Consider the following 23,826-nt stretch of genomic DNA (forward strand, 5'->3'; position numbering starts at 1 on the left):
TGAGGTGCCACACCGCGCGCCGATAGCCCCACGTTGACCAGCCCCAGCCATCAGCTCAAGGAGGTGCATTGTGATGGCTACGTTGAACGCAAGACAGCAGACCCACCAGCGAATGCTTCCTCAGTTCGCTGCTCTGGAATCCGTGGGAGCAGACACCCCGCAGGGTCGGGACGAAACGGCTCACCGACACCGTCGCGAGGCGGTACCTGGTGTTCAACATGGGCGAGGGGAGATCGAACGGACCGGCACCCGGACCGTTCGGCGTCACCCCGGCCCGGCTTCGGCCGGGGAGGGAGCGGGCAGTCAAGCCCACCCGGTCGTGTTCGTCCTCGACAAGCACGGCCACCCGTTACAGCCCACGAGTCCGGCCGGCGCGCGGAAACTCCTGCGTTCAGGCCGGGCGGTGGTTCACCGCCACACCCCGTTCGTCATCCGACTGAAGGACCGCGTCCGGGACGAGTCCACGGTTCCCGGCGTCGCGGTCGGCGTCGATCCCGGCTCCAAGCACACCGGCGTCGCCGTGTTCACCGAGCGCGACGGGAGCCGTGCCGGCAGGTACGCACTCCAGCTCGACCATCGAGGCGGAGCGATCCGCGACAAGCTCGCCTCGCGGGCTGCGTTGCGCCGGGGCCGCCGTTCCCGGAACCTGCGCCACCGCGCTCCCCGGTTCTCCAACCGCACCAGGCCCAAGGGGTGGCTCGCGCCGTCCTTGCGACACCGCCTCGACACCACCATGTCGTGGGTGAGTCGGCTCACCCACTGGGCACCCGTCACCGCCGTCCATGTGGAGAAAGCGGCGTTCGACACCCACACCATGTCGGCCGGACGGCCGCTCGAAGAAGTGCAATACCAGCAGGGTACCCTCGCCGGATACGAGGTTCGTGAGTATCTGCTCGCCAAGTGGGGGCGCACGTGCGCCTACTGCGGCACGCAGGACGTGCCGGTGAACATCGACCACATCCACCCGCGTTCCCGGGGCGGTTCGGACCGGATCAGCAACCTCACCTTGGCCTGCATCGGCTGCAATCAGACCAAGAACGCCACCTTGATCGAAGAGTTCCTGAAGGGGAAACCCGCCCTCCTCGCGAAGATCCTCAAGCAGGCGAAAGCCCCGTTGCGGGACGCGGCTGCGGTCAACGCCACCCGATGGGCGCTGTGGCGGGCGCTGAAAGCGACCGGTCTGCCGGTGTCCACCGGCTCGGGCGGTCGCACGAAGTGGAACCGGTCGCGCACCGGCGCGCCGAAGTCGCACACCCTTGACGCGCTGCACGTCGGTGAGCTGGAGAGCGTTACCGCATGGCCCTCCAGGGTCCTTGTGGTCAAGGCAACCGGTCGAGGCGCCTACGCCCGCACCACTTCAGACCGATACGGATTCCCCCGTCTTGTCCGACCACGGATCAAACTGCACCACGGCTTCCAAACCGGCGACCTGGTCCGCGCACATGTCACGACAGGCAAGAAAGCCGGGGTCCACGTGGGACGGGTCCTGGTCCGCTCCTGCGGGAAGTTCGACATCACCACCCGGCATGGTCGCGTCGCCGGGATCAACCACCGCCATGTCCGTCATCTTCAACGCGCGGACGGCTACGGCTACACGACGCAGAAAGAATCTGATCGAGATGACTGACCGGTCAGGGCACGCTCGGGCCTTGGCGGCCCTCCCGCTCCCGATTCCTTCCCGGCCTGAAGACCGAGGCGTCCTCGGGAGAACCTGGTGACCCAACCGCTCCTCGGTCAACGCTCGCGCGTCGAACTCATCGCCGGGCTCTATGACCGCCACGCAGCAGGGCTGTTCGCCTACTCCCACGACCAGCTGGGCAACGCGGACTCGGCCTCCGACGTCCTGGTGGCCGTCCTCTCTGGCGTCTCGGACGCCGAACCGCCGCGCGCCGCGCTGTACGCGCTCGCCCGCCGCGAGATCTTCCTGCGCGACATCGTCTACTCGCCCCCCGCCATCGGTCTTGACCCGGCCGCGGCCCTCGTCGAGCGCGTCCTGGGCGACCTGCGCACGCACCAGCGTGAGGTGCTGTACCTGTCGGGCGTGTGCGAGATGGACGCCTCCGAGCTGTCCTGGGTGCTCGACGTGGCCGTCGACACCGCCGACGAGCTGACGGTGAGCGCCTGCCGCCGCTTCGCCCAGTCGCTGGGCTACGCCCTGGCCTCGGTCAAGGTCCCCGAGAACATGACGGAGGTGTTCGGCGCCCTCGCCGTCGCCCCGGTCCGCGACGTGCTCAACCTCGCCCCCTGGGCCACTCCCCCGGCGGGACTTCGCGCCGCCGTGCTCGGGCCCCATGCACCACCCGCCGTTCCGGTCGCCAGGCGGTCGATGTCCCCGCTGGTCAGGCAGCTGTGGCCGACGACGCCCGCGTGGCCGCTGCCGCTCGCGGAGACCGGCGTCCCGACCGGTCCGCCGATCGGCGCCTCGGCCTTCCCCGTGCCGGACCTGCCGGACCACATGGCGGAGGACCGCTTCCCCGATCCCTTCGCACCGCGGGATCCCGACGCCGTCTCCACCCACGAGGCGACCACGGAGCCGATGCCCAGGCTCGGCGACTCGGTGCTCACCGCCCTGGACACCGCGGCCCTGCGGCCACGCCGCCGCCTCCAGCGCCCCCGGCCGCGCCGGGCGGCACCGCTGACGGCCCCGATCCCCGGGGACGTGCTGGACGACTCCCCCGGGCGGGAAGACTTCTTCCGCCCGCTCACCCCGGAGGCACGGGCGGCCCGCGTCCGCACCGACAGGCTCGTCGCCGCCGCCCCCCGCACCGAGGCCCCGCCCGCCGGCCACACCGAGACGCCGGCCGCGGACCACATCGAGACGCCGCTCGCCGACCACGTCGGGACCCCGGCCGCCGGCCACACCGGGACACCGGCCGCGGACCACTTCGGTAGCCCGGCCGCCGGCCACACCGGGACGCAGGCCGTGGAGACGCCGCAGAGCCCTGTTCCCGCCGCCGAGACCCCCCGCACCCCGCTCACTGTCGTCCCGCCCCTCGGCAACCCCGGGCACCCCGGCGACGTGCTGGACGACGGCCTCGGCGACGTGCTGGACGACGCGCGTCCCCTTCCCGGCTGGCCCCTGCAGACCGACCAGCTCGACGCCCTCGCCGACCGCGAGCGCCACCGGCCCGCTCCCGCTCCCGCGCCCTCCAGGGAAGCGGGGCGGCACGCGTCCCCCGCCGGCGACCGCCCCCGGCTCTCGCTCCCCGTCTGGACCGCGCGGACGGACGCCCCCGCGTCCCCCGGGGTGTCGCCGGTGGAGCACGCCGAGCCCCCGTTCCCCACCTCGGCCCACCGGGCCGCCGGCCCCGTCCGGCCCCCCTCCGTCGACTGGTTCGCGGATGCCGCTCCCTCCGGCGCCCAGACCGGTGAGGCCCCGCCCGCTCCCTCCGGCGCCCAGACTCGGGAGGACCCGACCGCCCTTCCCGTCTGGTCCCCCCGGACCGACCACCTCCGCACCCCCGCCGGTCGCGCCCAGTTGCGCCTGCCCCGCTGGGTCATGCGCGAGGACCAGCCCGGCGACGTCCCCGACCGGACCGCCCCGCCGAACCACACCCTGACGCCGTACGACGCGCCGCTGGACGACGCGGCGACCATGCCGGGAAACGGGTTCGCGGCGATCCCCCCGGTCCCCCCGACGCCTCCGGTCTCCGAACCGTCCGCGCCGCACCCGGGGCTCGGGGAGACCGGTACGGTGCTCTCCCCCTACAGCCGGGCGGCATCCCGCAAGCGGGAGCCGCGCAGCCACAAGGCGATGAAGAACGCGACCCACCACGACTGGGCCTGGGAGCTGATCGGCTTCGTCATCGCGGTGACGATCGCCATGATCGTCTTCTTCGCGGTACCGATGATGTCCACCCCGTAGGCCCTCCCGGAATCCCCAGGGCCTTTCCGTACTCCCGCCCGGCCGCGCCGGTGTGGCCGGGTGCTCAGAGCCAGCGTTCGGTGGCGGCGCGCCAGGCCAGCTGCATGCGGGTCTGGGCGCCGGTGAGTTCCATGATGTTCGAGACGCGCCGCTGCACGGTCCGCTGACTGACGCCCAGCCGGGTGGCGATCGACTTGTCCGGTACGCCCGCGACCAGCAACGAGACCAGGGAGAGGTCGTCGGAACCGAGCGGGCAGGGCGTCGTCCCCTCGGTGAGGGCACCGTCCTCGGCGATCCGCAACGGCGTCGCCCGCTCCCAGCAGCCCTCGAAGAGGGCGATCAGCGCCTCCAGCAGCTGGTCGCCACGGACCAGCGCCGCCGTCGGTTCCGAGGTTCCCTCCTCCCGCGCCACCGGGATCACGGCGACCTCCCGGTCGACGACCGTCAGCCACACCGGCAGGCAGGGCGCGACCCTGGCCTGCTCGCCCAGTTTGACCGCGTACGCCACGTTGGCCGGCATGCCCTGCTCCTCCAGCAGGGGCCCCTCGTAGATCACCCGATACTCGACCCCGCGGCGCAGCGCGTCCGGCTCGGCGAGGTTCTCCTCCGCGGGCGGCACGACCGCGCGGCCCTGCCGAAGGCAGAGGACCTCGTGGCGGGCGTCCTCCTGCAGGTGGTCGAGGTACTCCCGGAGCACGACGCGGTTCGGCAGGACCTCGACCAGCCGGCCGGCGTCGCGGCGGCGGGCACCGTCCCGGTACTCCTCCGAGAGCCGGTCCACCTCACGCCGCGCCCAGTCGAGCGCCTGCTGGTGACGGAGGAGCTGTGAACCCAGCACGATGTCCGGCGCCACGGCCGTGAACCGCCGCCTGCCGGGACCGACCGTCCTGACCAGCCCTCTGACCCGCATGGACACCAGCACCGTCTCGGCCGTCTCGGCGTCGATGCCCAGGTTCCCCACGAGGTCGGCGACCTCCGCCTCCGCGATGGTGACCAGGAACCGGTAGACGCGCTCCTCCACGGGATCGAGTCCGAGGGATTCCAACATGACGCACATGATGACATCCGAAACGCCAGCGAAAGTTACATTCACCGTCTAACCGGACTTATACCGCCATTGTGAATTAACCGGGCGCAGGTCATATCGGGCGTGGAACGCACCCGCCCGCGACGACGGAAATCGCGGGCGATCGGGGTTGTGACAACGATCTGTCAAGGCTAGTATCACGGCAACTCTTAGGAAACTTTCTTAAGAGAAAGTTAAGGCGGGAGCCTTTGTGGCTCCCGGGAAACCGTTCGAACCGACCAAGAGCTGCGCGAACCCCGATGACACGATCCGTCGTCACCCGCAGGTCCGGCCACCCGGACGTCTCACACCGTCCGGCACCCGCAACGGAACCGGTAATGCGAAGCCCGCCGTCCTTACTCGTCCTGACTGGGTTTGCAAGCCTCTCGCGCGAGCCACTCGCGCCCCGGTCGCACAGAATCCCGAACCTCTGCGGCCCCCACCGCACGAAGGAGTGATCAAGTGTTGAGACAGCGCATCATGGCCGCCCTCGCCGCCCTGGCGGTCACGGGCGTGCTCGCGGTAGCCCTGCCGACGGCCTCAGCGTCCTCAGCGTCCTCCGCCGCCGCGGCGGCCTGCGTGACCCCGTGGAACTCCTCGGCGGTCTACACCAACGGCATGACCGCCTCCCACAACGGCCGCAACTGGTCGGCGAAGTGGTGGACCCAGAACGAGACCCCCGGCACCGCCGACGTGTGGGCGGACCAGGGCGCGTGCGGCGGCGGCACGACGCCTCCCCCGGGCAACTGCAGCCACCCGAACTGGGCGGCGGGCACCTGGTATCCCGCCGGGAGCATCGTCAAGTACACCAACGGCCAGTTCTACCGCGCCAAGAACGAGAACCCCGGCTACGACCCGGTGATCAGCACCTGGTACTGGGAGCCGTACACCTGTGGCGGCACGACGCCTCCCCCCACGAACCCGCCCACCTCGGGCTTCGTCGTGAGCGAGGCCCAGTTCAACCAGATGTTCCCGAGCCGGAACTCGTTCTACACCTACAGCGGCCTGACCGCGGCGCTGAGCGCCTACCCGGGCTTCGCGAAGACCGGCAGTGACACCGTCAGGAGGCAGGAGGCGGCCGCCTTCCTCGCCAACGTCAACCACGAGACCGGCGGCCTGGTCCACATCGTGGAGCAGAACACCGCGAACTACCCGCACTACTGCGACACGAGCCAGCCGTACGGCTGCCCCGCGGGCCAGGCGGCCTACTACGGGCGCGGTCCGATCCAGCTGAGCTGGAACTTCAACTACAAGGCTGCGGGCGACGCGCTCGACATCAACCTGCTCGGCAACCCGTACCTGGTCCAGAACGACGCCGCGGTGGCCTGGAAGACCGCCCTGTGGTACTGGAACACCCAGAACGGCCCCGGCACCATGACGCCGCACAACGCGATGGTCAACAGCCGTGGCTTCGGCGAGACGATCCGCAGCATCAACGGCAGCCTGGAGTGCAACGGCAGGAACCCCGCGCAGGTGCAGAGCCGGATCAACGCCTACCAGCGCTTCACGCAGATACTCGGCACCACCCCCGGCGGCAACCTGAGCTGCTGAGCCACCGGACGACCGGACGGTCGGTCATCCGACGGCCGCCGCGCGCCCGGCCTCCACCCCGGGCGCGCGGCCCCGCGGACCGTCCCCGCGGGACGCGCGAACCCATGAGGCGGCGGCTCACACGGCGACCCCACCTGGACGCCTTCGCGCCGGCCGCACGGCCCCGGACCGTCCCGCGGGGCACCGGGTCACTCCGACGACAGGACCAGCCCGCTGGTCGGCACACCCGTGCCGGCGGTGACCAGCACGTTCCGCACCCCGGCCACCTGGTTGGCCGAGGTGCCCCTGATCTGCCTGACGGCCTCGGCGATGCCGTTCATGCCGTGGATGTAGGCCTCCCCCAGCTGGCCGCCGTGCGGGTTGACCGGGAGACGGCCGTCGATCTCGATGCCGCCCCCGGCCACGTAGTCGCGGGCCTCGCCGCGCCCGCAGAAGCCCAGCTCCTCCAGCTGGGTGAGGACGAACGGGGTGAAGTGGTCGTACAGGATGGCCGTCTGCACGTCCGAGGGTCCGAGCCCCGACTGCTTCCAGAGCTGGCGGCCGACCACCCCCATCTCCGGCAGGCCGGTCATGTCGTCGCGGTAGTAGCTGGTCATCATCATCTGGTCGGCGCCCGATCCCTGGGCGGCGGCGGTGATCACGGCGGGTGACCTGCGCAGGTTCCTGGCCCGCTCGGCGGAGGTGACCACCAGCGCCACCGCGCCGTCGCTCTCCTGGCAGCAGTCGAGCAGGTGCAGCGGCTCCACGATCCACTTGGACGCCTGGTGCTCCTCCAGGGTGATCGGGCGACCGTGGAACCACGCGGCCGGGTTGGTGGAGGCGTGCCTGCGCATCGCGACCGCCACCCGGCCGAAGTCCTCGGAGGTGGCCCCGTACGCGTGCATGTAGCGCCGGGCGAACATGGCGACCCAGGCGGCGGGGGTCATCAGCCCGTACGGCACGTGCCAGCTCATCTCCAGGCCCTGGGACGAGGGCTCGCCGCCGATGCGGGCGTCGGGCTGGCCGAACCTGTTCCCCGAGCGCTCGTTGAACGCCCGGTAGCAGACCACGGTCTCGGCGACCCCGGTGGCGACGGCCATCGCCGCGTGCAGCACGGTCCCGCACGCCGCGCCGCCGCCGTAGTGGACGCGGGAGAAGAACGACAGGTCGCCGATGCCCACCTCGCGGGCCACGGCGATCTCCTGGTTGGCGTCCTGGGTGTAGGTGACGAGGCCGTCCACGTCCGAGGGCGCGAGACCCGCGTCGTCGAGCGCCGCGAACACCGCCTCGGCCGCCAGCTGGAGCTCGGACCTGCCCGACTGCTTGGAGAACTCGGTCGCGCCGATCCCGGCGACGGCCGTGCTCCCGGAGAAGGAGACCACGGTGGTGGGGGCCTTTCTGTGTTGCCGCGTGTCCGCGTGTCCGCCGCCGCTGGGGCGCGGTCAGCGGGAGGGGAGGGCGAACCTGACGGTGCCCGAGACGTGGTCGCCGAGGCTGACCCCGCCGCGGACCTCGACGGTGAACTCGCCGTCCTCGCAGGCGACCACGCTGCCGGTGAAGGCCAGCCTGTCGCCCGCGTACGCGGGGACGCCGAGCTTGACGTTGATGCCACGGATGATCGCCTCGGGTCCGGCCCAGTCGGTGACGTAGCGCTCGACGAGACCCATGGTGGTCAGGATGTTGAGGAAGATGTCCTTCGACCCCTGCGCCCTCGCACCCTCGACGTCGTGGTGGACGGGGGTGAAGTCCATGGTCGCGAGCGCGGTCGACACGACCACGGTGGGGCTCAGATCGATCGCGAGCTCGGGAAGCGGAGCTCCGACCCGCACCTCGTCGTCGGTAAGTGTCCGCATCACGCCTCCAGGGGGACCCACATGGGCAGGATCAGCTCGTCGTCCATCCGGCGGTACGTCAGGCGCACCGGCATACCGATACCCACCCGCGAAGCGTCGCAGTCCACCACGTTGCCCACGATCCGCACACCTTCCGGCAGTTCCACCACGGCGACCACGAAAGGTGTCCGGTGTCCCGGAACCGGCGGGTTGTGGTGGACGACGTAGCTGTACACCTCGCCCTCGCCGCTCGCCGTCACGAACGTGCGGGCGGCCGAGCGGCACGAGGGGCAGACCGGTCCCGGCGGGTGGCGGAGCTCGCCGCAGTCGGCGCACTTCTGGATCCGCAGCTCGCCCGCGGCGACCCCCTCCCAGAAGAAGGCGGTGTCGGCGTTGACCGCGGGTCTCAGCGGGTACGGCGTGCGCGGGGACGCGTCCCCGCGCGTCGCGGTCGCGTCCTGAGCGGGTCCGTCCTGAGCGGGTCCGTCCTGAGCGGGTCCGTCCTGAGCGGGTCCGTCCTGAGCGGGCGCGGTCTGGGAGGGCGCGGCCTGGGAGGGCGCGTCCCTCGCGGGCGTGAGCCCGTTCCCGCCGGTCGCGGTCGCGTCCTCGCCCGGTCCCTGGGCCCGCTCCCTGGGCAGGAACTTCAGCACCCGGAACAGCATGTCGGCCACGGCCTCGCCGCCGGCGTACCAGGTGACGTTCCAGGTGACGAAGTAGCCCTCACCGAGCGCGGTCCGCTTCGGCCCGGTGATACCGGTCAGCCGGGTGGCCGGAACCAGGGACTCGCCGAGCCTCACGTAGCGGTGGTAGGTCTGCTCGCAGTTGGTGGCGACCACGCCGGTGTAGCCGTTGCCGTCCAGCATCGCGAGCACGGCGTCGACCGGCGTGCCCGGCCGCTTCCTCCTGCTCCCGTCCACGCCGGGCATGGTCCAGACCTGGATCATCGCCGGTGGGGCCACGATCCCCCCGTGCACTCCGGCGGCGGCGGCCTCGGGGTCGGTGTAGAGCGGGTTGGCGTCGCCCATGGCGTCGGTCCAGTGCCGGATCATCGGGAGGTTCACCGGGTCCGCCTCCGCGACGCCGAGCACCTCGCCCTCGGCGATCTGCCGATCGGCCAGGGCGGTGAGCCGTTCGTGCAGGGAGGCGGACTCCGCCGTCGCGGAGGTCGGATCCGTCGTGGGGGCCGGGTTCGTCGCGGAAGACGGATCCGTCGGAGGGGTCGGGTTCGTCGGAGGGGTCTCGGTCATCGGGGCGGCCTCGGCAGGCTCAGGCCGAGCATGGCGATGAGCTCGCGCTGGACCTCGTTGACCCCGCCGCCGAAGGTGAGCACCAGCCCGCCCTTGGCGCCGCGGTCGACGCGCCGCATCAGGTCCGCGGTGTCCGGGTCCGACGGGTCGCCGAAGCGGGCCAGGACCTCGCCGACGATCCTGCCGACGTCCTGCAGCCGTTCGGAGCCGTACACCTTGGTGGCCGAGGCGTCGGGGGCGCCCAGCCAGCCGAGGTCCATGTTGGCCGCGACCTGCCAGTTCAGCAGCTCGTTGGTCCGGAAGTAGGCGTAGACCTGGCCGAGCGCCCTGCGGACCGCGGGCTCCTCGATCGTGCCGGTGCGGCGGGCCCAGGCCAGGAACCGGTCGTAGGTGTGGGCGAGGTTGCCCGCCGGGCCGAGCGTGACCCGCTCGTGGTTGAGCTGGTTGACGATCAGGTCCCAGCCCTTGTTCTCCTCCCCCACGACCATCTCCACCGGCACCCGTACGTCGGAGTAGTAGGTGGAGTTGGTGTGGTGGTTCCCGTCCATCGTGATGATCGGGGTCCACGAGTAGCCGGGGTCGGAGCAGTCGACGATCATCATCGTGATCCCGCGGTGCTTCTTCGCGTCCGGGTCGGTGCGGGCGGCGAGCCAGATGTACTGGGAGTAGTGGCCGCCCGAGGTGAAGATCTTCTGCCCGTTGACGACGTAGTGGTCGCCGTCGCGGACCGCGGTGGTGCGCAGGGCCGCCAGGTCGGTGCCCGCCCCGGGCTCGCTGTAGCCGATCGCGAAGTGACACTCCCCGGCCAGGATCTGCGGCAGGAAGAACTCCTTCTGCGCCGCCGTCCCGTACTGCATGAGGGTCGGGCCGACGGTCTGCACGGTGATGATCGGGTACGGCACCTCGGCGCGGGCGATCTCGTTGGCGAAGATCTGCTGTTCCAGCGGGCCGTACCCGCCGCCGCCGTACTCCTTGGGCCAGCCGAGCCCGAGCTTGCCGTCGCGGCCGAGGGTACGGCAGTGCTCCATGTAGGCCTGGCCGAACGGGTCGGCGGAGATCCGCGCGCGTCCCTCGGCGGTGAGACAGGACTGGAAGTACTCGCGCAGCTCGTCGCGGAGCCTCTTCTGGTCGGGAGTCAGGTCGATCAGCATCAGACGAGCGCTCCGATCGTGTCGAGCCGGGCTTCCACCCCGCCCAGCAGGTGGGCGTGGTGCTTGCCCCAGGCGAAGTAGCGGTGCAGCGGGTAGGTCACGTCCACGCCGATCCCGCCGTGCAGGTGCTGGCAGGTGTAGAGCGCCCGCAGCGCCTGGTCGGTCGCGGTCAGCGCGCCGACGGCCAGGTCCGCCTCGGCCTCCTCGTCCGCGCCCTCGGCCAGCCGCCACGCTCCGGACCACACGGCCACGTCCAGGGCCCGCCCGGCGATGTAGACGTCGGCGATCTGCACGGTGACCGCCTGGAACTCGGCCAGCGCCCGGCCGAACTGCTTGCGCGTCCTGATGTACTCCGTGGTGAGCGCCAGCGCCCCGGCCAGCACGCCGGAGGTGACGGCGATGTTCCCGGCCAGCGCCAGCCTGCGCAGGCCGTCGGCCGCCGTACCGTCCTCGGCCCCGACGAGTTCGCCCGGGGTGCCCTCCAGGGCGAGCGCGGCGGCGGGTTCGCCGGTGGAGGTCGGCACCGGCCGCAGGCCCGCCCGGGCCGGGTCCACCAGGAACAGGCCGACCCCGGCGGCGGTGGCGGCGGGGACCAGGATCCTCGCCGCCTGGGCGGCGTAGGGCGTCGTGCCCTTGGCGCCGTCCAGCACCCATCCGGTGCCGTCCCTGCGGGCGGTCGTGACCGGCGGGGCGGCGAGGTCGCGCCCCGGCTCGGAGGGGGCGACGGCCAGTGAGATCTCGCCGTCGGCCAGCGGGGCCAGCGCCTCGCGCTGCTCCCGGGAGCCGTACCTGGTGATCACCTGCGCCGCGACCAGGCTCTGCTCGGCGGGGACCGGGGCCACGTGGGCGCCGATCTCCCGCAGGACGACCGCCATCTCCACCGGTCCGAGCCCCGCGCCTCCGGCCTCCTCGGGCAGGACGGCACCGAGCAGCCCGGCCCCGGCGAGGGAACGCCACAGGGCGGTGTCGTAGGACGCGCCGCTCTTCTCGTGGGCTTCGAGCCTGGTCGAGGTCACCTCCTTGCCGAGGAGGTCGACCGCGAGTTCGCGCAGGTCGGTCTGTGTCTCGTCGAGATTGAAGTCCACTGGCACTCCAGGGTTTCTGTCGGCCGCTTCGCCCTTCCGGAAAGTAGAACAGATTCTATTCTGTGTCCAGAGCCAGCTAATCGCAATAAGTCACTGCATAACCGCCGCACCGCATATGCCATGTAAGCGTGGGGCATCTTTGTGACTGGCGAGTAACCCATCGGAGTATCCTGAAATCAGATAACGTGTTCTCATGCGCACCTCGCATGTGACCACCGATACGCCGGTCACCCCGCACCGGACCGGAAGGCACGCCCCGAGCGACGCCGATCCGGCCACGACCGAGGGGGCATCCGGCATGCAGAGCGAATCGGCGTCCACAGGTGTCCGCACCAGGAGCCAGCACCAGCGGCGCAAGCGCATCGTCCAGGCCGCCGCCGCCCTCGCCTCGCGGGGCGGCGTCGAGGCGATGCAGATGCGGACCGTCGCCGAGCGTGCCGGGGTCGCACTCGGAACGCTCTACCGATACTTCCCCTCCAAGATGGATCTCGTCGTCGCCGTCGTCGGCGAGGAGATCGAACTCCTGGAGACCAGCATCGAGCGCCGCCCGCCCAGCGCCACCACGGCCTCGGGCCGGGCCGTCGACGTCCTGATGCGCGCCACCCGGGGCCTGATGCGCGAGCCCGAGCTCGCCGACGCGCTCATCCGCTCGTTGATCATGGCCGATGTCGACATACCGTTCGGCGACCGCATGGCGGGTCTGCTGCTCCGCGTCGCCGGGGACGACCTCACCGTCGAGACCGCCACCGAGGAGCAGTTCGCCCTGGCGGGCTCGCTGTCCAGCGTCTGGGTGCACGAGCTCATGGAGATGCTCAGGGGCCGGCGCACGTACGAGCAGATCCAGCGCCGCATCGAGATCGCCGCCGGACGCCTGCTGGCCGACTTCCGGCCCTCCCCCTCCGGCTGAGTCCGCTCCCGCCCCACCGGACGTCTCGTTCCACCGGAGGCCCCGTCCCACCGGACGTCTCGTTCCATCGGGGGCGCTGTTCGCCGGAGCCCCCTGCCACCGGAAACCCCGCCGCTCCTTCCGCCTGAAACTAGAACCCGTTACAGTCGGTGGCGGAAGCTACTAGAGCGACGTTCTGGAGCGACGCGCGAACAGGCGGACCGGCGGGAACGGCCGCCCGGCGGCCGCGGGCTCCGACCCGGATGGCGAGGAGATCGTTATGGGTGCGGTGATCGTCGAGGCCGTGAGGACCCCGATCGGCAGGCGCAACGGATGGCTCGCCGGGCTGAAGCCGCAGGCGGTCCTCGCCGCGGCGCTCAACGGCCTGATCGGCAGATCGGGCATCGATCCCGCCGCCGTGAAACAGGTTTTCGCCGGATGCGTCACGCAGGCCGGAGAGCAGGGCGGCCATGTCGGGCGGCACGCCTGGCTCTACGCCGGGCTGCCGTACCAGACGGGCGTGACCACGGTCGACGCGCAGTGCGGCTCCTCACAGCAGGCGGTGCACCTGGTCGCGGCGCTCATCCAGGCCGGGGTCATCGACGTCGGCGTGGCCTGCGGCGTCGAGGTGATGAGCCGGGCGCCGCTCGGCTCCAACGTGCTGCCCGCCAACCCCCGGCCCGACGACTGGGCCATCGACCTGCCCGACCAGTTCACCGCCGCCGAGCGGATCGCGCGGCGGCGCGGGCTGACCCGCGAGCGGCTCGACCGGTTCGGCGCCAGGTCCCAGCGTCTCGCCGCGGAGGCGTGGGCCCAGGGGCGCTTCGACCGGGAGGTCGTCGCGGTGACCGCGCCGGTCCTCGGCCAGGACGGGGAGCCCACCGGCGAGACCCGCGTCGTCGACCGGGACCAGGGACTGCGCGAGACCACCGTCGAGGGGCTGGCCGGGCTCAGGCCCGTCATGGGCGAGGACGGCATGCACACGGCGGGCACCTCCTCGCAGATCTCCGACGGCGCGGCGGCGGTGCTCCTCATGAGCGAGGAGGCCGCCGCCCGGCACGGCCTGCGGCCCCGGGCGCGCGTCCTCGCCCAGGCGCTCGTCGGCTCCGAGCCGTACTACCACCTGGACGGGCCGGTGGACGCGACCGCCAGGGTGCTGGCCGCGACCGGGATGAGCACGGCCGACATCGACAGGTTCGAGGTGAACGAGGCTTTCGCCTCGGTGGTCTTATCCTGGTCATCGGTGCACAAGCCAGACATGGAACGGGTCAACGTCAACGGCGGCGCCATAGCGCTCGGCCATCCGGTCGGAGCGACCGGATCCCGACTGATCACCACCGCCCTGCACGAGCTCGAGCGGTCCGACTCCTCGACCGCGCTGGTGTCGATGTGCGCGGGCGGGGCGCTCGCGACCGCGACCATCCTGGAGCGCCTCTGAACGGCATCGCCGCCCCGGGGCGGCCGTGAACGGCGCCGATCCCCTGGAGCTCTTGAGCGGCGTCGCACAAGGAGCACCACCATTGAAATCCCTCCGTAGGCCGCACAAGGAGCACCACCGTTGAAATCCCTCCGCAGGCCGTACAGCGAGCAGCGCCCGTTCGACACCGGCGGCGGGGTGTGGAGCGTGCCCGTCCCGATCCCGGGAAACCCGCTCGGCTACACGCTCGTCTACGCGATCGAGTCCCCCGCCGGTCCCGTGCTGGTCGACGCGGGCTGGAACGCCCCCGAGGCGTGGCTGGCGCTGCGCGACGGGCTGGGGGCGGTCGGCATGGACGTCCGCGACGTGCGCGGGGTGGTCGTGACCCACTTCCATCCCGACCACGCCGGGCTGGCCGGTCAGGTCAGGGAGGAGTCCGGCGCGTGGATCGCCATGCACGAGGCCGACGCCGCGCTGATCGGGTTCATGCGGAACTTCCAGGGGGACGCGCACCGCGACTTCCAGGCCGACATGCTGCGCCGGGCGGGAGCGGGCACCGTCGAGGTGGAGGAGGTGACGGGGAACCGGCCGCAGCCGCCCGCGGTACCCGACCGCGTCCTCACCGACGGCGACCTGATCGACCTGCCGGGGCGCAGGCTCCGGACGATCTGGACGCCCGGTCACACGCCCGGCCACGTCTGCCTGCACCTTGAGGACGCCGACCGGATCTTCACCGGGGACCACGTGCTGCCGGCGATCACGCCGCATATCGGGATCTACCCGTACGACCGCGCGGACGTGGATCCGCTCAGCGACTTCCTGGAGTCGCTGGAGAAGGTGAAGGGCCTGGGCCGGCTCGAAGCCCTCCCCGCCCATGAATGGATATTTCAGGACACGGGGGCTCGAGCGACGGAGATCGTCGTCCACCACGAGGAGAAGCTCCGACGGCTGGCCGCCCTGCTCGCCGAGGCTGAGGGACCTCTCACCATTTGGGAGATAGCTGGACGTATGACCTGGAATCGCCCTTGGGAGGACTTCCCCCCCGTACTGCGCGGGATGGCGGCCGGAGAGGCCGCGGCCCACCTGCGCACGCTGGAGGTTCGCGGAATCATCCGCCGTGTGATGGGAGTGGATCCGGTCCGGTTCGCCATACACTCATAGACATCGGATGTCTGGCGCGACCTGAGGACGGTGCAGAGTGGCGGTCACCGACGCCGCTATCGACAAGATCAAGCAGATGATCCTGTCTGGCGAGCTCGCCCCGGGCAGCAGGCTGCCCAAGGAGGCCGACCTGGCCGATCGGCTCGGCCTGTCGCGCAACTCGCTGCGCGAGGCCGTCAGAGCCCTGGCCCTGATCAACGTGCTGGACGTGCGCCAGGGCGACGGCACGTACGTGACCAGCCTGGAGCCGAGGCTGCTGCTCGACGCGATGTCGTTCGTGGTCGACTTCCACCAGGACGACACCGTGCTGCAGTTCTTCCAGGTCCGGCGGATCCTGGAGCCCGCGGCGACCGCGATGGCGGCGACGCACATGTCCGAGTCCGAGGTCACCGAGCTGCGCAAGATCCTCGACGAGCTGCCTCCCGACCCGAGCGTCGAGCAGCTGGTCGCCAACGACCTGGAGTTCCATCAGCGCATCGCGGCGGGCTCGGGCAACGCGGTGCTGTGCTCCCTCATCGAGAGCCTCTCGGGACCCACCACCAGGGCCAGGATCTGGCGGGGCCTCACCCAGGAGAACGCCCTGGAGAAGACCCGCGAGCAGCACACCGCGATCTGCGACGCCATCGCCGCCCGCCAGCCGGAGGTGGCGCGGGCCTGGGCCACGGTCCACATCGCCGGCGTCGAGGAGTGGCTCCGCAGCGCCCTCGCCTGACTCAGGTGAGCGCCTGACGGGTGCGCCGCAGGAAGTCGCGCTCGGCCGCGTTGCCGGTGCGGGCGATCGCCGCCTCGTAGGCCCGCGCCGCCTCGGTGGTGCGGCCCAGGCGCCGGAGCAGGTCGGCGCGGACGGCGTGGAACAGGTGGTAGCCGTCGAGGTCGAGGCCGTCGACCAGGGTGAGCGCCGCCGCCGGCCCCTCGACCTCGGCCACCGCGACCGCGCGGTTGAGGGCCACCACCGGGTTGGGGGTCAGGGCCAGGAGCAGGTCGTACAGTGCCAGGATCTGCCACCAGTCGGTGAGGGCCGCGGTCGGCGCGTCGCCGTGAACGGCGTTGATCGCGGCCTGGATCTGGTACGGACCCGGCCGGTCGCGCCGCAGGCACCACCGCACGATGGCCTGGCCCTCGGTGATCAGGTCGCGGTCCCAGCGGCCCCGGTCCTGGTCCGCCAGCAGCACCAGGTCGCCGTCCGGCGTGGTGCGGGCGGCCCGGCGGGAGTCGACGAGCAGCATGAGCGCGAGCAGCCCCATGACCTCGGGTTCGCCGGGCATGAGCTCGGCCAGGAGCCGTCCCAGCCGGATGGCCTCCGCGCAGAGGTCCTCGCGGACCAGCCGCTCGCCCGAACTCGCCGTGTGGCCCTCGTTGAAGATGAGGTACACCACGGCCAGGACGGCCCGCAGCCGGTCCGGGAGATCGGCCTCGGCCGGGACACGGTACGGGATCCCCGCGTCCCGGATCTTGTTCTTGGCCCGGACCAGGCGCTGGGCCATGGTCGGCTCGGGCACCAGGAAGGTCCTGGCTATCTCGGCGGTGGTGAGCCCGCCCAGCAGCCGCAGGGTCAGCGCGACCCGGGCGCTGGCGGCGAGCGCGGGATGGCAGCAGGTGAAGATCAGGCGGAGCCGGTCGTCGCGCACGGCGCCCTCCTCCAGAGGCTCGTCGGCGGCGTGCAGCAGGGCCGCCTGGGCGTGGCGGTCCTGGCGGGTCGCCTCCCGGCGGAAGCGGTCGATCGCCCTGTTGCGGGCGGTGGTGATGATCCACCCCGCCGGGCTCGGTGGCAGGCCGGTGGAGGGCCACCGGCCCGCCGCCACGGTGAACGCGTCCTGGACCGCCTCCTCGGCGAGGTCGATGTCACCGAGGAGGCGCACCAGGACGGCGACCGCGCGACCGTACTCGGCGCGGAACACGCGGTCGATCTCCGAAGCGGGAACGTCCGGCATGCCGGGTGTCAGCCGTCCACCTCGCCCTGGAACGGCCGCACCTCGATCGGGAGGAGGCCGATCGCCAGGGCGAGCCTGCGACCCCATTCGAGCGCCGCGTCGAGGTCGGGCGCCCTGATGACCGTCAACCCGCCGAGGTGTTCCTTGCCCTCGGTGTACGGGCCGTCGGTCATGAGCGTGTCGCCGTCCTTGACCCGGACCACGGTCGCCGTGTCCGGGGAATGAAGGCCGCCGGAGAAGACCCACACGCCGGCGGCCTTCATCTCCTGTTCCAGGATCTCCAGGTTCCGGGCGATCGGCCCCAGCACCTCGGGGCCGGGAGAACCTCCGTCGGGCTGGTAAACGCTGAGCAGATACTGTTTCATCACGCGTCCCTCCTGGACCGGTGCGACCCCATGGCCGCCTTCCTACCCATCACACGAACGGCATCCGGCGGGATCGACACCGGGCGCGACCGTCCCACGAAGAATTTCCGCGTTCTCAGGGCCGGGAGTCGTCCGCGTCGGCCGCGGAGTGCCGGCGGTAGTGGCGCGCCGCTCGGGCCCGGTTGCCGCACGACGGCTTGCACCACTCCTGCCGGCCGTGCTTCTTGACGAAGTAGCGGACGCAACGCGGCGCGGTGCAGGCCCGCAGATCCTCACGCCGGGGGCCGGTCAAAAATCCGATAGAACACACCAGACCGGTGCCGACGTAATCGTGGCGGTCAGTTCTCACGCCCACGCCGACGAGACGGCTTCGCAAGATCACGACAACGAGCCACCAGATCGTCGATTTCCGTCAGGTTCGGGCCGGCGCCGTCACCATCACAGCAAGCGGGCTTGGTGCGCTCGCCCACCGGCGGTTCGTGCAGCCCGCACACCTGCCACAGCGAGGTGTAGACGTCATGTGTGCGGTTGCGCTCGTCATGAGGTCCCAACATCAGAATCCATGAACGACCCAGGCCCTCGAACGCGACCACGACGCGCATGGCCGCTCTCAAGTGCTTGACGCACAGACGGTTCACCGGAAGCTCTCCGGTGAGTCGATAGCCGAGAGCCGCGCAACCTCGCGCTTCCAGATCACCGACGAAAGCGACGAAGGCTCTCAGGTCCGCTCCGCGCAACGTCTCGGCCTGCTTCTCCGCGAGAACGGAGAGATAGGCCTCAGTCTTCATCAGCGGCCGGTTCCGAGTTCCTGGAACCCCACTCCGCCCGGATCTCCCGCCACGGGCGGCCCTCGTCCTGGCTCATCTGCCGAAGACTGTCAGCCAGTTGGTCACTCTCCAGAAGCTCCTGGTCCTGCAGGCGGTGCCAGACGGCCTCGGCGAGATTGCGGGTACGGCCGACCCGGCGCAGGTCCTGGACAAGGGTCGCCACGGCGTAAAGGCGTTCGGCCTCAAGCATCAGTCGTGGCTTTCCCCTGACCTGCGTGAGCAGCCCTTCCGTGACCCATGCGCGAACCGTCTTCTCGTCAACACCAAGGATCTTGGCAGCGACCGTCGCTCGCACCGGCTCGGCATAAGCGAGCAGGTCGTGAACGACTTCCCTGACCGTGTCACGAGTGTCGGCCTCGTGGGTGCTGGCGGCCACTCCGTCCAGTCGCTGCGCCTGGTCGAACAGGGCCAGTGCGGCCCGCTCCTCGACCTCTTTCCTGCGAAGGGTCTGCGTCGCACCGGCCCTCTCGTGATCACTCCCCGCCGACGCCGCCCGATACTTCCGTTTTTTGACCGCTCCCGCCGAAGCTTTCCCGGGCTTGGCATCAACCATGAGGAGGCCTCCTTTCCCGCCTCATACTACTCCCTGATTCTGCTCCAAAATCGGGAATCAGCAGGATCTCGGGCTCCCCTGCTGCGGTGCGTTCAGGGGATGAGGCCCTCGGCGGCGAGGTCGGCCCACAGGTCCTCGGGGACGGGCTTGGCGGTCAGTTCCGCGTTGCGGGTCACCTCGGCGGCGGAGCGGGCGCCGATGACCACGCTGGCGACGGCGGGGTGACGCAGGGGGAAGGCGAGGGCCGCCTGGGGGAGGGTGACGCCGTGACGCTCGCAGACGGCGGCGATGCGGCGGGCGCGCTCCAGGAGCGGGCCGGGGGCGGGGGCGTAGTCGTAGGTGCCCGACGGGTCGTGGGTGGCCAGCAGGCCGCTGTTGAACACCCCGGCGGCGAGCACCGCGACACCGCGCTCGGCGCACAGCGGCAGCAGCTCGTCCTCGCCCGACTGGTCGAGGAGGGTGTAGCGCCCGGCGAGCATGACCATGTCGACATCGGTCTCGCGGACGAACCGGGCGAGCATCCCCGTCTGGTTCATGCCGGCCCCGACGGCCTTGACGACACCCTGGTCGCGCAGCTCGGCCAGGGCCGGGTACGCCTCGGAGACGGCCTGCTCCCAGTGGTCGTCCGGGTCATGGATCAAGGCGATGTCGACCGCGTCGAGACCGAGCCGCTCCAGGCTCTCCTCCAGCGACCGCAGCACCCCGCCCCGCGAGAAGTCCCACACCCTGCGCAGGTCGGCGGGGACGTCGAAGCCCTGGTCGTCCCGGCCGGAGGGGCCCTCGCCGGTGGCGGGCACGAGCAGGCGGCCGACCTTGGTGGACAGGGCGTAGGAGTCGCGGGGCCGCTCCGCCAGGGCGGCGCCGAGGCGCCGCTCCGACAGGCCGAGCCCGTAGTGGGGCGCGGTGTCGAACAGGCGGATCCCCGCCTCGTAGGCCGCGTCCACCGCCGCGCGCGCCGTGTCCTCGCCAACTTCCGAGAACAGGTTCCCGATCGGGGCCGTACCGAAGCCGTATCTGCTGACCTGCACCGCTTGCTCCGTTCTGTACGGCTTCATGGCTCTCATGCCGCTTGATGCATTTGTATCGCTTCGTGTCTCGCGGGTGGTCATACATTTCCACACGTGTCCGTGCGGGCTCCACCACCCGTAAGGCCTCATGGTTTCGCGAAGGCCTCGCGCCCGTACGGCTTCACGTCCCCGTACGGGCCGCGCGTCCACGCGGCTCACGCCCCGGCGAAGGCTCCCGCCCTTGTCAAAGGCTCACGCCCCTGCGTCAAAGGCTCACACCCCCGTCGAGGCGGCCGCGTCAGTCTTGGGCCTTGCCGCCCGCCAGGCGACTGATCATCAGGGCGACCAGGATGATCGAGCCGTAGACGAGCTGCTTCCACTCTCCGGGGACGCCCTTCAGGGTCAGGATGTTCTCGACGAGGCCGATCACCAGGACGCCGGTGAGCGCGCCGAGGATCGTCCCCTTGCCGCCGTCCATGCTGACGCCGCCGATGACGGCCGCGGCGAAGGCCATGAAGATCCAGCCGACGCCCTGGTTGGCGCTGATGCCGCCCAGCCGGCCGGTCTCCAGCACTCCGGCGAGCGCGGCGACGATCCCGCCGATGACGAAGACGACCCAGACGACCCGCTCGACCCTGATGCCGGCCGCGCGGGCGGCGTCGGCGTTGCCGCCGATGGCGTAGAGCGAGCGGCCGCCCCGGAAGTAGCCGAGGGCGACGATGGCCACCGCGAAGAGGACGCCGGTGATCCAGATGGCCGCCGGCAGGCCGAGCCAGCGGGCGCTGCCGAGGTAGAGGAACGACTCGGGCAGCTCGAACAGGCTCTTGCCCTGGGTGAGGCCCAGCTGGAGGCCGTGCACGACGATCATCATGGCCAGCGTGACGATGAAGGCCGACAGCTGGAACCGCAGGATCAAAAAGCCGTTGAAGGCGCCGATCAGGCCGCCGACCAGCAGGCACAGCGGGATGGCCAGGATGGCGGGCAGCTCCAGGCCGAACCCTCCGGCCGCCACCGGGATGACCAGCATCACGCCGACGGCGGGCGCCATGCCGACCGTGGACTCCAGCGACAGGTCGAACTTGCCCGCGATCAGGATCAACGCCTCGGCGAGGACCACCAGCGCCAGGGCCGACTGCTGCTGCAGCACGTTGGTCAGGTTGCCCGTGGTGAGGAAGACCGGGTCCACGAAGGAGCCGGCGATCAGCAGAACGACGATCACCGGGACCAGGGTGAGGTCGCGGAACCGCCCGAGCTGGATGCGACGGCCCTGCGGGGCCGCCAGCACGGGCGGGGGGGTCTTTGTCGTGGTCATTAGTGGTCGATACCTTCCATCGCCGCCACCAGCTCGTTGTCGGTCCAGCCGCGCGGCACGTCCTTGACGATCCTGCCGTGGAACATGACGAGGACGCGATCGCAGATTCGCAGGTCGTCGAGCTCGTCGGAGACCAGTACGGCCCCCGCCCCCCGCTCGGCCGCGTCCTCCACGGCACCGAGCAGGGAGTGCTTCGCCTTGACGTCCACCCCGGCGGTCGGGTTGATGACCACGAGCGCGTTCGGGTCGTCGGCGAGCGCCCTGGCCAGCACCACCTTCTGGGCGTTGCCGCCGGACAGGTCGGCCACCTGCTGGTCGGGGCCCGTCGTCTTGATGTCCAGCAGGTCGATCATCCGGGTGCCGCGCTCGCGGCGGCGGGCCGGGGAGACCACGCCGTAGCGGCCGAGCTTGTGGGCGATCGGGATGGTCGCGTTCTCGGCGATCGACAGCAGCGGCACGAAACCCTGGTGGTGCCTGTCCTGGGGGACGAACCCGAGCCCGGCGCGGAGCGCGGAGGGCACGTCGCCCTGCCTGATGTCGGTGCCGTTGACGGTCACCGTCCCGGTGTCGGCCCGGTGCAGGCCGACCAGGGTCTCGGCGAGACCGACCTTGCCGCTGCTGCCGGAACCGGCGAGACCGACGATCTCCCCCGCCCTGACGGCGAGGTCCACGTCCTCGTAGCGCCCGGCGAGGCTGAGCGACCGCGCGGACAGCACCACGGGGGCCGAGGGGGCGACCGTCCGGGTGCGGTACTCGTAGGCGGCGGTGGCCTCGCCGGTCATCGCGTCCACGAGCCGGTCGTGGGGCAGGTCGCCGACCGGGGCGGTGACGATGTGCCGGGCGTCGCGGAACACCGAGACGCTCTGGCAGATCTCGTACACCTCCTCCAGGTGGTGGGAGATGAACATCATCGTGACGCCCTGCTCCCGCAGGGAGCGCATCCGGTCGAAGAGCCGCTGGATGGCCGGGCCGTCGAGCTGCGCGGTGGGCTCGTCCAGGATGATGAACCGGGCGCCGAACGACAGCGCCCTGGCGATCTCCAGCAGCTGGCGCTGCTCGACCCCCAGGTCTCCGGCCATGGTCTCCGCGTCGACGTCCACGCCGTACTGCTCCAGCAGCCGGCGGGCCCGCGTGCGAAGGCTCCGCCAGCTGATCATGCCCCGCTCTGTCTGGCGGTTCAGGAAGAGGTTCTCCGCGACGGACAGGGTGGGGATGATCGTCGACTTCTGGTAGACGCACGCGACCCTCTGCCGCCAGGCGTCCCGGTCGGCCGGCGGCGGCGCGGGCCGCCCGGCGAAGCGGACCTCGCCCTCGTCGGGACGCTGGAGCCCGGTCAGGATCGACACCAGCGTGGACTTGCCCGCGCCGTTCCTGCCGACGAGCGCGTGCGTCTCCCCCTCGGTGATGGCGATCCCGGCACCGTTGAGCGCGGTGGTCGGGCCGAAGCGCTTGGTGATCCCAAGCGCCTCGACTGCCTTGACGGAAGATGTCATCACTTGACCTGGTTACCCCAGAAAGCCTGGTCGTCCACGTTCTCCTTGGTGACCAGGGGAGCGGGGAGCTGGTCCTCGAGACCGTTCGGCAGCTGGATGATCGTGCTGTCGTGGTCGGTCGGGCCGGGCTGGAAGGTCTTGCCCTCGGCCGCGGCCTTGGCGTAGAAGAGCGCGTACTTGGCGTAGAGGTCGGCCGGCTGGGAGACCGTGGCGTCGATCTCGCCCTTGCGGATCGCCTCGAACTCCTGCGGGATGCCGTCGTTGGAGATCACGAAGACGTGCTTGGGGTCCTCCGGCGGCACGATCAGGCCCTTGGCCTTGAGCACCTGGAGGGTGGGGGCCAGGTGGACGCCTCCGGCGTGCATGTAGACGCCCTTGATGTCCGGGTGCTGCTCGAGACGGGTCTGGAGCATGGAGGCGGCCTTCGTGCCCTCCCACTCGGTGGGCTCCTCGAAGACCGTGATGCCGGGGAACTTGTCCTTCATGCAGCCGCGGAACGCCTCGGCCCGGTCGCGGCCGTTGATCGACGAGAGCGCGCCCATGAGCTGGACGACCTTGCCCTTGCCGCCGAGCTTCTCGCCGAGGAACTCGCACGCCTTCGTGCCGTACGCCTTGTTGTCGGCCCGCACGACCATGTAGACCTTGCCCTTGTCGGGGCGGGTGTCCACGGTGACGACGGGGATGTTCCTGCCCTCCAGCGACTGCAGCGTGGAGGCGATGGCACCGGTGTCCTGCGGGGCCATGACGATCACCTTGGCGCCCTGGCCGGTCAGGGCCTGGACGTTGGCGACCAGCTTTGCCACGTCGTTCTGCGAGTTCGTCGGCGGCATCAGGTCGACGCCCAGCTCGGTCGCCATCTGGGGGACGTACTTGTTGTACGAGTTCCAGAAGTCGGAGTCGGCGCGGGGGAAGTCGATCCCGACCTTGGCGCCCGTGGGGGCGGCGGCCGCGTCAGCGCCGGGCTGGGCCGCGGTGGTGGGTTCCGACGATCCGCAGGCGGAGAGGGTGAAGGAGATCGCGAGCAGTGCCGCACCTGTCGCCGCGGGTCCGATTTTCATACCGTTGCCTCGATTCAAAGCTGTATGGGGGGTGAATCAT

The 23,826-nt window shown here is 70.9% G+C and carries 22 protein-coding genes; 7 read left to right on the top strand and 15 right to left on the bottom strand.

Annotated elements, in window-relative coordinates; all coding sequences use genetic code 11:
* Positions 1-319: 319 nt before the first annotated feature.
* Positions 320-1,627 carry an RNA-guided endonuclease IscB gene (gene iscB / locus ACTOQ1_RS20360; protein ID WP_440069272.1) on the top strand — a complete coding sequence of 436 codons (1,308 nt, stop codon included), beginning with the start codon at positions 320-322 and terminating at the stop codon, positions 1,625-1,627.
* A gap of 87 nt (positions 1,628-1,714) precedes the next feature.
* Positions 1,715-3,865, top strand: coding sequence for a hypothetical protein (locus ACTOQ1_RS20365; protein ID WP_440069273.1), 2,151 nt, complete (start codon positions 1,715-1,717; stop codon positions 3,863-3,865).
* A gap of 64 nt (positions 3,866-3,929) precedes the next feature.
* Here the strand turns inward: ACTOQ1_RS20365 and ACTOQ1_RS20370 are convergent, their stop codons facing one another.
* Positions 3,930-4,913 (bottom strand): helix-turn-helix domain-containing protein, encoded by a 984-nt coding sequence (locus ACTOQ1_RS20370; RefSeq protein WP_440069275.1) that lies wholly within the window; start codon positions 4,911-4,913, stop codon positions 3,930-3,932.
* Between the two features lie 480 nt (positions 4,914-5,393).
* Here ACTOQ1_RS20370 and ACTOQ1_RS20375 point away from each other — a divergent pair, with 480 nt between their 5' ends.
* The gene (locus tag ACTOQ1_RS20375) at positions 5,394-6,482 is read left to right on the top strand and encodes a glycoside hydrolase family 19 protein (RefSeq protein ID WP_440069277.1); all 1,089 of its coding nucleotides are present in this window, start codon (positions 5,394-5,396) and stop codon (positions 6,480-6,482) included.
* Positions 6,483-6,670: 188 nt separating this feature from the next.
* Here ACTOQ1_RS20375 and ACTOQ1_RS20380 read toward each other — a convergent pair whose 3' ends face one another.
* Genes ACTOQ1_RS20380 through ACTOQ1_RS20400 form a run of 5 tightly spaced genes read right to left on the bottom strand, consistent with a single transcriptional unit; the run spans position 6,671 to position 11,776 of the window.
* Entirely contained in the window at positions 6,671-7,843 is a 1,173-nt protein-coding gene (locus ACTOQ1_RS20380) for a lipid-transfer protein (protein ID WP_440069279.1), read from the bottom strand.
* A gap of 60 nt (positions 7,844-7,903) precedes the next feature.
* Positions 7,904-8,314 carry a MaoC/PaaZ C-terminal domain-containing protein gene (locus tag ACTOQ1_RS20385; protein WP_440069281.1) on the bottom strand — a complete coding sequence of 137 codons (411 nt, stop codon included), beginning with the start codon at positions 8,312-8,314 and terminating at the stop codon, positions 7,904-7,906.
* Positions 8,314-9,540: a bifunctional MaoC family dehydratase N-terminal/OB-fold nucleic acid binding domain-containing protein gene (locus tag ACTOQ1_RS20390; RefSeq protein WP_440069283.1), complete on the bottom strand. Its 1,227-nt coding sequence runs from the start codon at positions 9,538-9,540 to the stop codon at positions 8,314-8,316. The genes ACTOQ1_RS20385 and ACTOQ1_RS20390 overlap by 1 nt, the downstream gene beginning before the upstream one ends.
* On the bottom strand, positions 9,537-10,691 hold the full coding sequence (locus tag ACTOQ1_RS20395) for an acyl-CoA dehydrogenase family protein (protein ID WP_440069285.1): 1,155 nt from the start codon (positions 10,689-10,691) through the stop codon (positions 9,537-9,539). Before ACTOQ1_RS20395 ends, ACTOQ1_RS20390 begins: the two co-directional genes overlap by 4 nt.
* The gene (locus tag ACTOQ1_RS20400) at positions 10,691-11,776 is read right to left on the bottom strand and encodes an acyl-CoA dehydrogenase family protein (protein WP_440069287.1); all 1,086 of its coding nucleotides are present in this window, start codon (positions 11,774-11,776) and stop codon (positions 10,691-10,693) included. Before ACTOQ1_RS20400 ends, ACTOQ1_RS20395 begins: the two co-directional genes overlap by 1 nt.
* Positions 11,777-12,074: 298 nt before the next feature.
* Here ACTOQ1_RS20400 and ACTOQ1_RS20405 point away from each other — a divergent pair, with 298 nt between their 5' ends.
* The 4 genes from ACTOQ1_RS20405 (at position 12,075) to ACTOQ1_RS20420 (ending at position 15,952) form a co-directional block, all read left to right on the top strand.
* Positions 12,075-12,683: a TetR family transcriptional regulator gene (locus ACTOQ1_RS20405; protein ID WP_440069352.1), complete on the top strand. Its 609-nt coding sequence runs from the start codon at positions 12,075-12,077 to the stop codon at positions 12,681-12,683.
* Positions 12,684-12,942: 259 nt separating this feature from the next.
* Positions 12,943-14,100 carry a steroid 3-ketoacyl-CoA thiolase gene (locus ACTOQ1_RS20410; RefSeq protein ID WP_440069289.1) on the top strand — a complete coding sequence of 386 codons (1,158 nt, stop codon included), beginning with the start codon at positions 12,943-12,945 and terminating at the stop codon, positions 14,098-14,100.
* A gap of 120 nt (positions 14,101-14,220) precedes the next feature.
* Positions 14,221-15,240: an MBL fold metallo-hydrolase gene (locus tag ACTOQ1_RS20415; RefSeq protein WP_440069291.1), complete on the top strand. Its 1,020-nt coding sequence runs from the start codon at positions 14,221-14,223 to the stop codon at positions 15,238-15,240.
* Positions 15,241-15,277: 37 nt separating this feature from the next.
* A complete protein-coding gene (locus ACTOQ1_RS20420; RefSeq protein ID WP_440069293.1) occupies positions 15,278-15,952 on the top strand; it encodes a FadR/GntR family transcriptional regulator in 675 nt (224 codons plus the stop codon).
* 1 nt (position 15,953) lies between these two features.
* Here the strand turns inward: ACTOQ1_RS20420 and ACTOQ1_RS20425 are convergent, their stop codons facing one another.
* The 9 genes from ACTOQ1_RS20425 to ACTOQ1_RS20465 form a co-directional block, all read right to left on the bottom strand.
* Positions 15,954-17,171, bottom strand: a complete 1,218-nt coding sequence (locus ACTOQ1_RS20425; RefSeq protein WP_440069295.1) for an RNA polymerase sigma factor — start codon at positions 17,169-17,171, stop codon at positions 15,954-15,956.
* A gap of 8 nt (positions 17,172-17,179) precedes the next feature.
* Positions 17,180-17,536 carry a YciI family protein gene (locus tag ACTOQ1_RS20430; RefSeq protein ID WP_440069354.1) on the bottom strand — a complete coding sequence of 119 codons (357 nt, stop codon included), beginning with the start codon at positions 17,534-17,536 and terminating at the stop codon, positions 17,180-17,182.
* 115 nt (positions 17,537-17,651) lie between these two features.
* Positions 17,652-17,828: a CGNR zinc finger domain-containing protein gene (locus ACTOQ1_RS20435; protein WP_440069297.1), complete on the bottom strand. Its 177-nt coding sequence runs from the start codon at positions 17,826-17,828 to the stop codon at positions 17,652-17,654.
* A gap of 46 nt (positions 17,829-17,874) precedes the next feature.
* Positions 17,875-18,324, bottom strand: a complete 450-nt coding sequence (locus ACTOQ1_RS20440) for a hypothetical protein (RefSeq protein WP_440069299.1) — start codon at positions 18,322-18,324, stop codon at positions 17,875-17,877.
* The gene (locus ACTOQ1_RS20445; protein WP_440069301.1) at positions 18,314-18,916 is read right to left on the bottom strand and encodes a hypothetical protein; all 603 of its coding nucleotides are present in this window, start codon (positions 18,914-18,916) and stop codon (positions 18,314-18,316) included. The genes ACTOQ1_RS20440 and ACTOQ1_RS20445 overlap by 11 nt, the downstream gene beginning before the upstream one ends.
* 92 nt (positions 18,917-19,008) lie before the next feature.
* Positions 19,009-19,944 (bottom strand): aldo/keto reductase, encoded by a 936-nt coding sequence (locus tag ACTOQ1_RS20450; protein ID WP_440069302.1) that lies wholly within the window; start codon positions 19,942-19,944, stop codon positions 19,009-19,011.
* Positions 19,945-20,221: 277 nt separating this feature from the next.
* Positions 20,222-21,235, bottom strand: a complete 1,014-nt coding sequence (locus tag ACTOQ1_RS20455) for an ABC transporter permease (protein WP_440069304.1) — start codon at positions 21,233-21,235, stop codon at positions 20,222-20,224.
* Positions 21,235-22,728 carry a sugar ABC transporter ATP-binding protein gene (locus ACTOQ1_RS20460; protein WP_440069306.1) on the bottom strand — a complete coding sequence of 498 codons (1,494 nt, stop codon included), beginning with the start codon at positions 22,726-22,728 and terminating at the stop codon, positions 21,235-21,237. Before ACTOQ1_RS20460 ends, ACTOQ1_RS20455 begins: the two co-directional genes overlap by 1 nt.
* Positions 22,728-23,786, bottom strand: a complete 1,059-nt coding sequence (locus ACTOQ1_RS20465) for a sugar ABC transporter substrate-binding protein (RefSeq protein ID WP_440069308.1) — start codon at positions 23,784-23,786, stop codon at positions 22,728-22,730. The genes ACTOQ1_RS20460 and ACTOQ1_RS20465 overlap by 1 nt, the downstream gene beginning before the upstream one ends.
* Positions 23,787-23,826: the final 40 nt, after the last annotated feature.

It is taken from the genome of Streptosporangium sp. OZ121, from assembly GCF_051918885.1.
Classification (GTDB): Bacteria; Actinomycetota; Actinomycetes; order Streptosporangiales; family Streptosporangiaceae; genus Streptosporangium.

Bases quoted from the DNA above. Each gene is read 5' to 3' on its own strand.
- ACTOQ1_RS20370 (WP_440069275.1), bottom strand. From the start codon at position 4,913: ATGTTGGAATCCCTCGGACTCGATCCCGTGGAGGAGCGCGTCTACCGG.
- ACTOQ1_RS20385 (WP_440069281.1), bottom strand. From the start codon at position 8,314: ATGCGGACACTTACCGACGACGAGGTGCGGGTCGGAGCTCCGCTTCCC.
- ACTOQ1_RS20390 (WP_440069283.1), bottom strand. From the start codon at position 9,540: ATGACCGAGACCCCTCCGACGAACCCGACCCCTCCGACGGATCCGTCT.
- ACTOQ1_RS20395 (WP_440069285.1), bottom strand. From the start codon at position 10,691: ATGCTGATCGACCTGACTCCCGACCAGAAGAGGCTCCGCGACGAGCTG.
- ACTOQ1_RS20405 (WP_440069352.1), top strand. From the start codon at position 12,075: ATGCAGAGCGAATCGGCGTCCACAGGTGTCCGCACCAGGAGCCAGCAC.
- ACTOQ1_RS20410 (WP_440069289.1), top strand. From the start codon at position 12,943: ATGGGTGCGGTGATCGTCGAGGCCGTGAGGACCCCGATCGGCAGGCGC.
- ACTOQ1_RS20425 (WP_440069295.1), bottom strand. From the start codon at position 17,171: ATGCCGGACGTTCCCGCTTCGGAGATCGACCGCGTGTTCCGCGCCGAG.
- ACTOQ1_RS20430 (WP_440069354.1), bottom strand. From the start codon at position 17,536: ATGAAACAGTATCTGCTCAGCGTTTACCAGCCCGACGGAGGTTCTCCC.
- ACTOQ1_RS20440 (WP_440069299.1), bottom strand. From the start codon at position 18,324: ATGAAGACTGAGGCCTATCTCTCCGTTCTCGCGGAGAAGCAGGCCGAG.
- ACTOQ1_RS20445 (WP_440069301.1), bottom strand. From the start codon at position 18,916: ATGGTTGATGCCAAGCCCGGGAAAGCTTCGGCGGGAGCGGTCAAAAAA.
- ACTOQ1_RS20455 (WP_440069304.1), bottom strand. From the start codon at position 21,235: ATGACCACGACAAAGACCCCCCCGCCCGTGCTGGCGGCCCCGCAGGGC.
- ACTOQ1_RS20460 (WP_440069306.1), bottom strand. From the start codon at position 22,728: ATGACATCTTCCGTCAAGGCAGTCGAGGCGCTTGGGATCACCAAGCGC.
- ACTOQ1_RS20465 (WP_440069308.1), bottom strand. From the start codon at position 23,786: ATGAAAATCGGACCCGCGGCGACAGGTGCGGCACTGCTCGCGATCTCC.